We start from the raw sequence: 12,489 nt of genomic DNA, 5'->3' as shown, positions 1-12,489 counted from the left end.
CTATCCTGCTCGGGTCGAAGATTGAGTTCAATGAAGCCGTTGGCGCGCTGACTTTGCGCGGTCTACCAACCCAGCTCACCGAAGTTCAAGCGCACTCTGGAATAGACATTAGCAACTGCAATTAACTAGTTCTCACGCTCTTGGCTTGGTAAAGGCAAATCGCTCGCAGCGGCGATCAGTCGATTGAGGGATCGGACAGACCCAGACAGAGCTCCGGAGAGCGCGGGACCATATTGATCAATCCCAGACCCAGCCAACAAATCGAGCATGGAGGCAATCTCGTGAAAGTCGAGCTCGATTTTGTAGTCTCGCTCACCGTTCTCTGTAATTTTGCAGCGTTTGTGCACAAGAGCCACACATGGGCCTTTGTAAGGCACGCCATAATGGTGAGCTCCGAAAACGAGGCGCCACGGCTCATCTTTTTTCGATGGGCGCTTCACGATATGGACCCAGTCGCCCGAACTCTCCGAACCTTTACGATAAATTTCCACTATCTCTCCATAACCACTAATACAAATAAAGGAACCACACCATCCCCACCGCTTCCACCATGTCGCATTCATTCGCCAGCGCCGCCTGACCGCATAAAACTAAAAGTGTGTCTTTTCTGACCGAAATACTTTTCCGTATGCGAAGTAACCAATAGCGATTTCAGCTATTGCCATCAAGCCATAAATTGCGCCGAACATGAAGGATGAAACGAGGAACGCTATACCAATTAAGAAAATCAGAACTTCCGAAATAATCTCTGTTTTCTTTTTCCAGGATGGCGCTCGACCCTCAACAAAACCACCTACAAATCCGATCAATAATCCCACAAAAATTTTCGCAAACATCACCGCTCCCTGTCCGACTCCATGCCGGGCCGAACACAAATACCCCACTTCTACGAATCACGCCAGTCGGCGAGGCAGTCACCGACTGAAGAAAACCCCGTGGAGGTAGTCATCTACAGGTCCGCGCAACCGACCTAGCGATCAAAAGATTCACTACGCACTACTACCTGTTAAACCTACACCCAGTTACATGGCGCGGTAAGGAATCCTCGACTTCACGACTTCAATTTTACGACACGGCTTTGTCTCATTATTTTGCCTCTGACTTTCTATGGACTGAACGAAAAGCTGCATGGCTGTGCACGCAAGGTCTTGATTCGACATTGGCCCAACATGAACAGCCTTTATCGCTTCAAAAGAAAACTTCTCGACCAAATACGGAATCAGAATACTCCCACGCTGACGAAACTTAAGCCTAGAGCTTGGAAGCAACAGATCTACTGCAGACCTCACTTCTTTCTCCTCGTCAAAACTAGAGTTTTTAATTATAGATGCTACGCGAACTAGTATGGCTGTCGCACTAATCGACTCCGACCCAAAGCTATCAAACTCTTTTACCTCCTCAGAAACTCGATAGATAGCATCTGCAACCACGTTTTCCACCTCTATCTTTTTCTTAGCTTGATCGTATACACAGTCGAATAAATGGAGATCATCCGCAATAATTTCACGATCAAATTCAATGGCATAACTACCATAGGCACGCCACTGACTGAGCTGATCAGATGCTTCACTAAACGAGCAAACGTATGTCGGCTCAATATCAACATAATAAGGAATATGCTCGAAAATTACAGCGGTAAGCATTTCTCTTGCTCGTTCGATATAGCGTTCATCCAATCCCGTGTCCGAAACGTATGAGCTCAGAGCTTCCAAGACATAAGAGATACCGTCATTGAGTTCTTGAGTATCGTTTAAAAATCTTATGTCAGTAAGCCAAAGCTCGCGATTCTCCAAGATAGCCTTAACGGCTCCGACGTCTGTGTAATGAAATAAACTATCTGCCATCACAACCCCCAAAAAATCATAGTTATACACCTCTAATATATCCGTCGCCCCCCTTATGTCCGCAAAAAAGAAGAACTCTTCCTTAGATTTTAAAACTCAATACGGACTCGGCTTCAGCACTCAGGACGATGAGATCGTTGTCGACTTCTTCTGCGGTGGCGGCGGTGCCGGGCTGGAGATGGGCCTGGGCCGCGCGGTGAACGTAGCGAAGAACCACAGCGCGGCGGCGATCAGCATGCACACCGTGAATCACCTGGGCGCCGTGCACTACATCACCGACGTGTTCGACGGGGACCCAGACGCTGAGTGCGGCGGAAAGGCCGTGGGCTGGTTCCACATGTCGCCGGACTGCACACATCACAGCCAAGCCGCCGGCGGACAGCCGCGCAAGCGCGAGATCAGGAATCTGTCGTGGATCGGCCTGCGGTGGGCCGGCGAGAAAAAGCCACGGGTGATCAGCCTGGAGAACGTGAAGCAGATCCTCCAGTGGGGGCCGCTGATCGCCAAGCGCTGCAAGTCCACTGGGCGCGTCGTGAAGCTGGGCGGCGGTGTTGCCGCACCTAGCGAAGTGGTCCCAGTCAGCCAGCAGTTTCTGGTTCCGGACCCGGCGCGCCGTGGGCAGACCTGGGCCGTGTTCGTCGCCGAGCTGCAGCGTCTGGGCTACGCCGTTGAATGGCGGGTCATCAAGGCCTGCGACTTCGGCGCACCAACTAGCCGTGAGCGGCTTTTCATGATCGCCCGTTGCGACGGCCTGCCGATTGTCTGGCCGGAGCCGACCCACGCGAAGAACCCAGCCAAGGGCCAGAAGAAGTGGCGCACCGCTGCCGAGTGCATCGACTGGACCATCCCGAGCAAAAGCATTTTTGACCGGGCAAAGCCGCTGGCACCGGCCACGCTTCGCCGAATCGCCAAGGGCATGAAGAAGTTCGTCATCGATGCCGCCGATCCGTTCATTGTGCCGATCGCGAACTGGTCCGGCGAAAGCGTTCAGTCCGCAAACGAGCCGCTGCGCACGGTAACGTCCTGGCCGCGCGGCGGATCGTTCGCCATGGCCAGCCCGATCATTGCGCCAGCCACGCACCAGGGCAGCGACCGGATCAACGACCCAGCCGCGCCGCTGCCGACGATCACCTGCGCGAATCGCGGGGAACTGACGCTGATCAGCCCGGTGATGGTCACTGCTGCGCATGGTGAAGGAAAGCCGGGCGGTGTCCAGCGCTGGGGGGATGGCAGCAAGTTTGCCGGTGATCCGCTGGGGACGGTTACCGCCAGCGGCGGGCATTCAATCGCCGCCGCGCATCTGGTGAAATTCAGGTTTTCGGACGAAGGCAAGGCACTCGACGAGCCGCTGCCGACCATCACCAGCGGCGGAAACTACCAGCGCCCGGCCGGCGCCGCCCACGCTATGGGCATCTCAACGGTGTTCATGGCCCAGATGAATGGCGGCTTCAACACCACGGACGCCAAGAGTATCGAAGACCCGATGACCACGGTGACCAATACCGGCAGCCAGCAACAGCTGGTGACGGCGAACCTGGTGCACCTGCGCGGCAACTGCGATGCGCGGGACGCCGGCGACCCACTGCACACCATCAGCGCCGGCGGCACTCACCACGGGCTGGTCACCGCCTTCATGGAGCGCCAGTTCGGAGCCAGTATCGGCCAGGGCGTGGATGAACCGGCACCGACGATCACCGCTGGCGGTGGCGGCAAGAGCTCGCTGGTTGAGCTGCAACTCTCGCCAGAGGTTGAAGCCGGATCGCTGCGGGTCGCGGCATTCCTGATCAGCTACTACGGCACCGAGAACATGAGCGCCGCCAACGCGCCAGCGCCAACCATCACCACAAAGGATCGGCTTGGCCTGGTCACCGTCACGATCATGGGCACACCGTACGTGATCGTCGACATCTGCCTGCGGATGCTGCAACCGGCCGAGCTGTACAAAGCTCAGGGCTTCCCCGCTGACTACATCATCAGCCACGGTGCCGACGGCAAGCCGTTCACCAAGACCCAGCAGGTGCACATGTGCGGCAACAGCGTAAGTCCGCCGCCGATGGCAGCACTGGCTCGGGCCAATGACCCATGGCGTCAGACGACATACCAGATTGAGGCCGCGTAACCCATAAGGCCGAAATATAGCTCTACTTCCTATCTACTATTACTTCCAAAGGCTGTCGTCTAAATTTCTAACAATTTTATAGTTCTTAAATGCAGTCCGGACCTTAAAACATTCAACCTCGCCGTATCTATCACTAAGCGAACGCTTGAGTTGTTCTCTAGACACTGAAGAATTACAACCAAGAATCACCTGACGCAACTTACCAATCTCCGAGAATGGCTTGAAGTATAACTCACCAACTTTTTCTGCCTTGAACAACAAAAAAATTTGGCGGACCTCCTTTTCATATGACCACTCGGAGTGCTTTACGCGCAGCTGCCTTAACATTATATTAAATCGTTCATCCTTCGGTCTTTTGATAAAGTCTTCGGGGTCAAACTGCATACGACCTTTCCGATACTCAACCGTGTGCAAATCCTCGGCGCTCACATCGAAAGCCAAGCATAACCCTTTATGCCTGTCCCCGTAATGTCCCCACTGAACAGGGCTTACAAACGTTTTACTAAAGCAGAGCATCCCATATAGCTCAGCCACACGACTTTTGAAGTAAGAAATGGCTCTTCTCATACCTTCCTCAGAAGAGGAGTAGCACATCATTTCAAACGGATCATTTAAATCCATAACTGTTGCAACTTTCAGCCTCGATTTTTCAAGGTTTTGCAAACCGAATTCTTGGTTGCAAAAATGATAAACCCTAATCGTTGACGCATTTGTCATGTTTTCCCTCACCTGACAGAAGACAAGGCGCCAAATATACCGTCGAGACTTCCCTATGCCCACAGAAAACAAAACGGCTGAGCCGATGCCGACATTGGCGACCGGCGCCGCGCTTGATGCTTCGACCTGGACCGACTTCGTCGAACGCCTGCGTTATGACTGCAAAGGTGAGCGGGTCAACGACCACTGCACCTCCGCAGCGATCTTCATTGTTGAAGCCCGACGGATCGTTTGTGGATTGGACATGGATTACACCGAACGGCGCCTGGTGTATTGGGACGGTGGCGAGTCGGTGGCGTATTCGGCCAGACACCGAGGCCTGCGCCCGCATCTACTTCGCCATCCAGCAGGCCACTGCGGCGACATAAGCATTTCAATCACTCGGATTTAACGTCTCTATCAACTGACCCTTGCCTTAGCACATTAACCATATATGCATTTCCGCTCTTAGACTGAGATATTGCAAAAAATTGAGTTCGCTTTTTCTCGTTATATTTCTCGTAATGGACGTACAGCTCGTAAGTTTTATTTAGAGAAAGCAAACTCGAATTAATTTCAAACTTAAAAGTTTCATCCTCATCAAATGCGTCAGGTCTCGCGTATATAGGATGCCGACCATTTGATAGAAGTATTATGTCTACATTTTGACAAGAGTGACCGCTATTTTTTATGGCAAACACGTGTTTGTCTTGATCCCCGCGAACTTCGTGCGCAATCCACCCCAATCGCAAGATTGGGTCAGTGGCAAGGTCTTGATGGGAAAGCTGAGCGCTCTGGAGCGCAACCATAGCTGTCTGCTGCAAAACGGACTCTTTCAACTCCTTCGCCTGCAACTGCAATGCTTCTGAACTTAGTTGTAGCTCTTTCCCCTGCTGAAAAAAACCGAGCACAAGCCATAAAAAAGCAATAGGACCAAAGGCTCCTGCCAAGAAGTCACCAATAGAGTTTAGGTCCATTGTTAAAAGGTTAGGAAGGCGCCCCCATATCAACAGCAAAAGACATGAGAAATATACCGCCGTCAATATACCGCCAAGCCAACCTAATTTATTACGCATACCTCTAATCCTGCCCGTTTAAAAGGCATCGATCATATTCGATATGACTACCGCTGGCCACCAGCCATTAGGAAAGAATCATGTTTTTCAAGCGTTTACTGAAACACTTTCACATGTGCTGCGGCCTCGGTGGCGGCGCCAAGGGTTTCAATCGGGCCAAGCCCATCGTTGGGCAAGCCATGAAGCGATTCATTCGCCGCAAGGCCGAGGCCTGGCTGATCCTGCTGGCCGCGAAGATTCTCGAAGGCCGAAACGTCCACCGCTCCCCAGTCGTCTCCCGCCAGGACAACAACAGGATGTACGGCATGGCCGAAGAACTTGAAGACATCGCCCAGCGCATCAGCACCAACTACCCGTAACTCCCACCCCCTTCAAAGTCAGCCGCTATAGCGGCAAGAACTCAGGTTCCAAATCCGGAATCTACTTGGAGATATTCTTTAAAAGTTCGCGACACTGTTTCTCAAGATCAGAAAATGCTTGCTCTATTTTTATGCAACCTTGATTTCCGATCTGGTGCAGAGCAAGCAATGATTTCTTTTCGTCCCCGACAGACATTTGCATCATTTCCATAACTACATCCCTTACCATCTTCTCTAGCCCGACGGGATTATGATCTAGCACAGAAAGCTCCGTATCAGAGAGTAGAATTGAAACTACATTCCATGTCTTTGTCATTTCATTTATTTTTACGAACCATTCGCGTTGAATTTCGTAAGGGTAGAGTTCAGCGAGGGCATGATCGTCTTTTGATCTTAGATAGTCAGCAAAATGCTCACGCATGCTATTCAAATATAAAAGCGGTGGACTAGCATTCAGAGCGTGAGCTCTCAGCTCCATAACGGAATCGTACCGATTTTGAAGCTTAAATTGGTGCTTCCAACTATTGAGTGCGACAACCGCAACTACCGCCGTGGCAATGGTGGCAACATTGGAACCCGCACTAAGAAACGCTGTAAAACCTATCTGCCCGTCCTTGGTAAATATAAAACCAAACACACTTCCAGCAAAAAATAACAAAGCACAATAAAACACTATCGCTAGTTTATCAGTCATTATTTTTCCACTTGCTTTTACCTTTATCGTTAGGCGGAGAATACTCGCATGTCAGAAATTAAACAAAAGCCGATACTTTTCTCCGCGCCGATGGTGCGCGCCATTCTAGATGGCCGGAAGACTGTCACGCGGCGGCCGGTAAAAGGCACTGGCCTGAAATGGCTGGAAGAATTTGTGCCGGACTTCGTGGTGCATACCGCGAATGGACTTTGCCCCTTTGGGCAGACCGGCGACCGGCTGTGGGTGCGCGAGACCTGGGCCCGCGTCGGCAACTGCGACCCGGGATATCTGACGTTCGCCGCGACCTATCCATCCTGTTTGCCGGCGGATCTGGAAAACATCCCGGCTGCCAGCGAGATTCGCTGGAAACCCAGTATCCACATGTTCCGCCGCGACAGCCGCATCCTGTTGGAGATCACCGATGTCCGCGTCGAGCGGTTGCACGACGGCGAAGGTGAGACTGCCTTCGAAAGCCGTTACGTCGCCGAGGGCATCAACCGAATCCACCACGGCGACGGCGACTACGCCTTTCATCCATTCAAAAACGAGCCGGGACCGGGAAACTGGACTGACCCGTTCGATGCCTGGCGCGAGTTGTGGATTTCGGTAAACGGCGCCGATTCGTGGAACGCCAACCCCTGGGTCTGGGTCGTCGAGTTCAAACGGGTAACGCCATGATCTTCGCCCCGCTCTACATGGCCTACCTCATCTACAAGGGGCCGTGGCGATGAACGAACAAAACTCCAAAGAATTTTATTCTGCCGCGCAGGCTGCTCAGCACGCCGCCGAATGGTGTAAACGCAATCCAGCATGGCGCCGGATCTGTGATATCCCGGATACCTCCGTGTTCGAAAAAACCTACGATGAGATTCCAAAGCGCGAGCGCGCCTACTGGGACAAGAACGGCGGCGAAGAATGCTGGCGAGAATTCGGCACCGGAGGAACCAAGGTGCCAACTGGTTTCATCTCCGGCAAGGGTGAGTTTTTCGACCATGTGCTCAAGGTGCCGCTCCATCACAACCTGATGACGGTTTATCGCGTTGGCAGGCGCTGGAAGCCATGAGTCACATGGTCAGCGTCCGCACCGAGGAACTGGCCGGCCCGGCGCTGGACTGGGCAATCAACGCGATCGAGGGTGATCAGCCCGTGGCGGGCCAGCTGGATCTCTTCGCCCTGCCCGACGCCGAGCAGCTGATCACGAAGTACGGCGTCTGGGTCGATGTCGGCCACCGGCACCAGTGGCTGGCCGACATAACGAACGATCCATTCAACCGCCAGCCAGGCGAAAACCGAACCATCGCCGTGTGCCGCGCCGTGGTCTTCTCCAAGCGCGGCGCCACGGTCAAAGTCCCCGCCGAACTCCTCCAGCAGTAAATCACTACCGAAAAACCACCTTCTGCCGCCGCCGGCGGCGTGGAATGCTCATGAACATTCAATTTTTATCGCACGAAGAGGTTTGCGAACTAACCGGCGCGCGGACCAAAGCAGGACAGATCCTGAACCTGAAGAAAAACGGCATCCGACACTCAATCAAGCGAAATGGCTGGCCAGCGGTGACAACTCTGGCAGTAACCGCCGTCGGAAGCTACGTAGCTGAAAAACCAGTATGGACGCCAAGAAAGGCAAGTTGAGATGGGACGAAGACCAAGCAAGCCGGGCTCAATCGCTCGGCTGAGAGAGCGCAAAAAGGCCAGCGGCCGCATCTACTATTACTACGATACCGGCGGAAAGGACCGCAAAGAGATCGCGCTTGGCAGCGATTACGGCCTGGCAATCATGGAATACGCCAAGCTGGAGCGTGATCGGACAGCCGTTGACTTGGTCGCCAAGGTCGTCACGTTCCGCTATGTGGCAGAGAAGTACATGGTCGATGTGGTGCCCACCAAGGCCGCAAGCACCCAGAAAGACAATGCCCGCGAGCTGAAGAACCTGATGGCGTTCTTCGACGATCCACCGGCGCCGCTGGAAACAATCCAGCCCCTGCACGTGCGCCAGTACCTTACCTGGCGGAAATCCGCCCCCATCCGTGCAAACCGTGAGAAAGCCCTGCTCAGTGCGATATGGAACTACGCCCGGGACAAAGGTTACACCTCGCTTGCCAATCCTTGCGCAGGCATTAAGGACAACAAAGAAACCGGCAGGGACACCTACGTTGAAGACGAACTGTTTAAACGGGTCTACGACAAAGCAGACCCAGGGTTACAAGATGCGATGGACCTGGCATACCTCACCGGTCAAAGGGTCACAGACACCCGAATGATGGACGAGCGGGACGTCCGGGATGGCCAGATCTGGATATTGTAGGGGAAAACTAAGGCCAAACGGCGAATCGAAGTCATTGGCGAGCTGAAGGTTTTGGTTGATCGAATCATGGCCCGTAAAGCTGGGCACAAAGTCCGCTCGACGCGGCTGATCGTGACAGAGGATGGCACTCCGATGACGGAGGCGATGTTGCGGAGGCGGTTTGATGTGGCCCGGGAGGCCGCTGGAGTTGAAAAGGCCGAGTTCCAAATGCGCGATCTACGTGCCAAGGCCGGCACCGACTAGGCGGAATCGAGTGGCGATATCATGCAGGCCAAGGATCAACTTGGGCATACCACTGTCGTGAGGACCGAGCAATACATCCGGAATCGCAAGGGCAAGAAAGTGATGCCAACGAAGTGAATTGCGGACCACTGTCAAAATTGCGGACCGGAAACAAACAAGGGTTTGCATCAGCTTTCGCTCGCAAACCCTTGATTTAATTTGGTGCCCGAAGCCGGAATCGAACCGGCACGCCCTTACGAGCGGGGGATTTTAAGTCCCATGCGTCTACCAGTTTCGCCATTCGGGCGGTAGCGCGGTGTAGCTTGTCTCCTACGACGAGTCACAGTCCTGACAGGAACTGCACGTCGGCGGCAGAGGGGGAAATATATACATCACTTCCCGGTGAAGCAAGTTTGCAGTTGCCGTTTCAAAGACAAAATCTTTCAGTGCAACGCAAATAAAAAAGCTCCGTAAATCATGGATCTACGGAGCTTGTTTATAGTGGAGGCCGAGGTCGGAATCGAACCGGCGTAGGCGGATTTGCAATCCGCTGCATAACCATTTTGCTACTCGGCCTCAAAACATTTGCTGTCAGTAGCGCAACAACAAACGTTGTACAAATTGGAGCGGGAAACGAGACTCGAACTCGCGACCCCGACCTTGGCAAGGTCGTGCTCTACCAACTGAGCTATTCCCGCTTGGTGTGGCGCATTCTATAGAAATCAGAAGCGCCGTCAACCCTTTGATTCAAAAAAGTTTTATTTCTTTTCAACATCGGTCTTCAGATGCGGCCAGGCAGCACGAAGGTATTGAACCATCGACCACAGGGTCAGGCCCGCCGACACCATCAGCAACGCGTAACCGATGAAAACCCAGAAACTGAAAACCTTGGGGTTGGCCAGGAGGATCACCAGTGCAAGCATTTGCGCAGCAGTTTTCCACTTGCCCAGATTCGACACGGCCACATGGGCCCGGGCACCGAGTTCGGCCATCCACTCACGGAGCGCCGAGACAACGATCTCGCGACCGATGATGACAGCCGCCGGCAGAGTGAGCCAAAGGTTTCCATGCTCTTGCACCAGTAACACCAGGGCAACAGCAACCATCAGTTTGTCAGCGACAGGATCCAGAAACGCACCAAACGGCGTGCTTTGCTCCAGGCGTCGCGCGAGGTAGCCGTCCAGCCAATCCGTTGCCGCCGCAAAGGCGAATACCGAACTTGAGGCCAGATAGCTCCATTGGTAAGGCAGATAGAACAACAGAATGAAGATCGGGATGAGCAGGACGCGGAGAACGGTAATCAGATTAGGGATATTCATCGGCACAACTGGCTACGAGGTGAATGGGCATTCTACTCACTATGCAGGTTTGCATAAATCGACTCTGCTAGCTTTTTGCTGATCCCCGGTGCTTTGGCGATCTCTTCGATGCTTGCACGAGACAGCTCCTGCAATCCACCAAAATGTTTCAACAAGTCCCGACGCCGGGTCGGCCCGACGCCCGCAACGCCTTCAAGCGTCGACGTGCGGCGGGTCTTGCCGCGACGTGCACGGTGGCCGGTGATTGCAAAGCGGTGGGCTTCGTCACGAATCTGCTGGATCAGATGCAGCGCCGGCGAATCACCGCGCAAGGTGAACTCGTTTGCCGCATCATTCAGATACAAAGTCTCGAATCCCGCCTTGCGCGTGGCGCCCTTCGCGACTCCGAGCAAGATCAGATCCGGAACAGCCAGTTCGTTGAGCACATCACGCGCCATCGACAACTGCCCTTTGCCGCCGTCCACCAACAGGATATCCGGCAGTTTGCCCTCGCCGTCCTTCAGCTTACTGAAGCGTCGGGTCAGGGCCTGGTGCATGGCGGCGTAATCGTCGCCGGCGGTCACGCCTTCGATGTTGTAACGACGGTAATCCGATTTGATCGCCCCTTCCGGGCCGAACACCACGCAGGAAGCCACCGTGGCTTCACCGCTGGAGTGGCTGATGTCATAACACTCCAGCCGTTGCGGCGGCTCATCGAGGTTCAACACTTCTGCCAGTGCCTCGAAACGCGCGGCAACGTGCTGACGGTTGGCCAGCCGCGCACCCAGCGCCTGTTCGGCATTGGTCACAGCCAGTTGCTGCCAGCGCGCCCGTGTTCCGCGCACCCGATGACTGATGCTCAACTCACGTCCGCGCAGCGCCTGAATGGCCTCGATCAGCGCAGGGAAATCTTCGTGCACGACGTTGACGATCAGTTCGCTCGGCAAGTCGCGTTCAGGGCTACTGATGAAGTATTGCCCGAGGAAAGCGGCCATGACTTCGGCCACTTCCTCTTCAATCCCGACTTGCGGGAAGAAGTTCTTGCTGCCAAGCACCCGCCCTCCCCGCACACTGATCAGGTGGACACAGGCACCGCCCGGATTGACGAACGCGGCGATCACATCGATGTCGCCGGTACCGCCTTCCATGCTCTGCTGATCCTGCACCCGACGCAGCAAGGCAATCTGATCGCGTAGTTCAGCGGCACGTTCGAACTCGAGGTTGATTGCAGCCTCTTCCATCGCCGTCGACAACTCATTGGTCAACGCATGGCTGCGTCCTTCGAGGAACATCACCGAGTGCCGCACGTCCTCGGCGTAAACCTCAGGCTCGACCAATCCGACACAAGGCGCCTTGCAACGCTTGATCTGATATTGCAGGCACGGCCGGGTCCGGTTCTTGTAGTAACTGTCCTCGCACTGACGCACGAAGAATGTCTTCTGCAGAAGGCTGAGGCTTTCGCGAATCGCCCCGGCACTCGGGTAGGGACCGAAATACTTGCCCTTGGCCTTTTTAGCCCCGCGATGAATGCTCAGGCGCGGGAATTGCCCGTCAGACAAAAAGACATAGGGATAGGATTTATCGTCGCGCAACAGGATGTTGTACGGCGGCCGCCACTCCTTGATCAGGGTTTGCTCGAGCAGTAACGCCTCTGTCTCGTTGGACGTGATGGTGGTTTCGACCTGGGCGATACGCCCCACCAGAGCCGCGGTTTTCGGCGCCAGGCCTGTCTTGCGAAAGTAGCTGGCCAGACGTTTCTTGAGGTTCTTGGCCTTGCCGACGTACAGCAGACGCGCATCGCTGTCGAACATGCGATACACGCCGGGGCGCCCGCTGACGGTCGAAAGAAAGGCGCCCGAATCGAATGCTTCAGTCAT

15 protein-coding genes, 3 tRNA genes and 1 pseudogene are annotated in these 12,489 nt (G+C 54.3%); 8 read left to right on the top strand and 11 right to left on the bottom strand.

All coding sequences use genetic code 11. The features are described from left to right. Window positions 1-125 precede the first annotated feature (125 nt). From AC1RT4_RS04175 to AC1RT4_RS04165, 3 genes are all read right to left on the bottom strand, one after another. Window positions 126-491: a hypothetical protein gene (locus tag AC1RT4_RS04175; RefSeq protein WP_493083718.1), complete on the bottom strand. Its 366-nt coding sequence runs from the start codon at window positions 489-491 to the stop codon at window positions 126-128. A gap of 99 nt (window positions 492-590) precedes the next feature. Beyond that, window positions 591-836, bottom strand: a complete 246-nt coding sequence (locus tag AC1RT4_RS04170; RefSeq protein WP_493083716.1) for a hypothetical protein — start codon at window positions 834-836, stop codon at window positions 591-593. Window positions 837-1,022: 186 nt separating this feature from the next. Continuing rightward, complete coding sequence (locus AC1RT4_RS04165) at window positions 1,023-1,874, bottom strand: DUF2971 domain-containing protein (protein ID WP_493083714.1); 852 nt, start codon at window positions 1,872-1,874, stop codon at window positions 1,023-1,025. Window positions 1,875-1,899: 25 nt separating this feature from the next. Here AC1RT4_RS04165 and AC1RT4_RS04160 point away from each other — a divergent pair, with 25 nt between their 5' ends. Continuing rightward, window positions 1,900-3,963, top strand: a complete 2,064-nt coding sequence (locus AC1RT4_RS04160) for a DNA cytosine methyltransferase (protein ID WP_493083712.1) — start codon at window positions 1,900-1,902, stop codon at window positions 3,961-3,963. A 39-nt stretch (window positions 3,964-4,002) separates the two neighbouring features. Here AC1RT4_RS04160 and AC1RT4_RS04155 read toward each other — a convergent pair whose 3' ends face one another. Further along, on the bottom strand, window positions 4,003-4,680 hold the full coding sequence (locus AC1RT4_RS04155; protein ID WP_493083710.1) for a DUF2971 domain-containing protein: 678 nt from the start codon (window positions 4,678-4,680) through the stop codon (window positions 4,003-4,005). 55 nt (window positions 4,681-4,735) lie between these two features. On the opposite strand from AC1RT4_RS04155, the gene AC1RT4_RS04150 reads away from it, so the two are divergent. Continuing rightward, window positions 4,736-5,071, top strand: a complete 336-nt coding sequence (locus AC1RT4_RS04150; RefSeq protein ID WP_493083708.1) for a hypothetical protein — start codon at window positions 4,736-4,738, stop codon at window positions 5,069-5,071. Here AC1RT4_RS04150 and AC1RT4_RS04145 read toward each other — a convergent pair. Next, entirely contained in the window at window positions 5,058-5,735 is a 678-nt protein-coding gene (locus AC1RT4_RS04145) for a hypothetical protein (RefSeq protein WP_493083706.1), read from the bottom strand. The genes AC1RT4_RS04150 and AC1RT4_RS04145 overlap by 14 nt on opposite strands. Before the next feature lie 80 nt (window positions 5,736-5,815). On the opposite strand from AC1RT4_RS04145, the gene AC1RT4_RS04140 reads away from it, so the two are divergent. Further along, complete coding sequence (locus AC1RT4_RS04140; RefSeq protein WP_493084477.1) at window positions 5,816-6,094, top strand: hypothetical protein; 279 nt, start codon at window positions 5,816-5,818, stop codon at window positions 6,092-6,094. 61 nt (window positions 6,095-6,155) lie between these two features. Here AC1RT4_RS04140 and AC1RT4_RS04135 read toward each other — a convergent pair whose 3' ends face one another. Then, window positions 6,156-6,788 (bottom strand): hypothetical protein, encoded by a 633-nt coding sequence (locus AC1RT4_RS04135; RefSeq protein ID WP_493083704.1) that lies wholly within the window; start codon window positions 6,786-6,788, stop codon window positions 6,156-6,158. Window positions 6,789-6,836: 48 nt separating this feature from the next. Here AC1RT4_RS04135 and AC1RT4_RS04130 point away from each other — a divergent pair, with 48 nt between their 5' ends. The 5 genes and pseudogenes from AC1RT4_RS04130 (at window position 6,837) to AC1RT4_RS04110 (ending at window position 9,452) form a co-directional block, all read left to right on the top strand. Then, a complete protein-coding gene (locus tag AC1RT4_RS04130; protein ID WP_493083702.1) occupies window positions 6,837-7,466 on the top strand; it encodes a hypothetical protein in 630 nt (209 codons plus the stop codon). 49 nt (window positions 7,467-7,515) lie between these two features. Further along, entirely contained in the window at window positions 7,516-7,851 is a 336-nt protein-coding gene (locus AC1RT4_RS04125; protein ID WP_493083701.1) for a hypothetical protein, read from the top strand. Next, window positions 7,848-8,162 (top strand): hypothetical protein, encoded by a 315-nt coding sequence (locus AC1RT4_RS04120; RefSeq protein ID WP_493083700.1) that lies wholly within the window; start codon window positions 7,848-7,850, stop codon window positions 8,160-8,162. Before AC1RT4_RS04125 ends, AC1RT4_RS04120 begins: the two co-directional genes overlap by 4 nt. Before the next feature lie 50 nt (window positions 8,163-8,212). Continuing rightward, window positions 8,213-8,419: a DUF4224 domain-containing protein gene (locus AC1RT4_RS04115; protein ID WP_493083699.1), complete on the top strand. Its 207-nt coding sequence runs from the start codon at window positions 8,213-8,215 to the stop codon at window positions 8,417-8,419. Between the two features lies 1 nt (window position 8,420). After that, window positions 8,421-9,452 (top strand): annotated as a pseudogene (locus tag AC1RT4_RS04110) (tyrosine-type recombinase/integrase). A gap of 82 nt (window positions 9,453-9,534) precedes the next feature. On the opposite strand, the gene AC1RT4_RS04105 reads toward AC1RT4_RS04110, so the two are convergent. The 5 genes from AC1RT4_RS04105 to uvrC form a co-directional block, all read right to left on the bottom strand. After that, window positions 9,535-9,621: transfer RNA gene (locus AC1RT4_RS04105), tRNA-Leu, on the bottom strand. Window positions 9,622-9,816: 195 nt separating this feature from the next. Further along, window positions 9,817-9,890, bottom strand: a tRNA-Cys gene (locus AC1RT4_RS04100). A gap of 46 nt (window positions 9,891-9,936) precedes the next feature. Further along, window positions 9,937-10,012 (bottom strand) — tRNA-Gly (locus AC1RT4_RS04095). A gap of 60 nt (window positions 10,013-10,072) precedes the next feature. Continuing rightward, window positions 10,073-10,633, bottom strand: a complete 561-nt coding sequence (pgsA, locus tag AC1RT4_RS04090; protein WP_085603312.1) for a CDP-diacylglycerol--glycerol-3-phosphate 3-phosphatidyltransferase — start codon at window positions 10,631-10,633, stop codon at window positions 10,073-10,075. A gap of 32 nt (window positions 10,634-10,665) precedes the next feature. Continuing rightward, on the bottom strand, window positions 10,666-12,489 hold the full coding sequence (gene uvrC / locus AC1RT4_RS04085; RefSeq protein ID WP_493083697.1) for an excinuclease ABC subunit UvrC: 1,824 nt from the start codon (window positions 12,487-12,489) through the stop codon (window positions 10,666-10,668).

The organism is Pseudomonas sp. GW821-FHT11D10 (assembly GCF_058808435.1).
The sequence above is the reverse complement of the archived record's forward strand: the minus strand, read 5'-3'. Positions and strand labels throughout refer to the sequence as shown.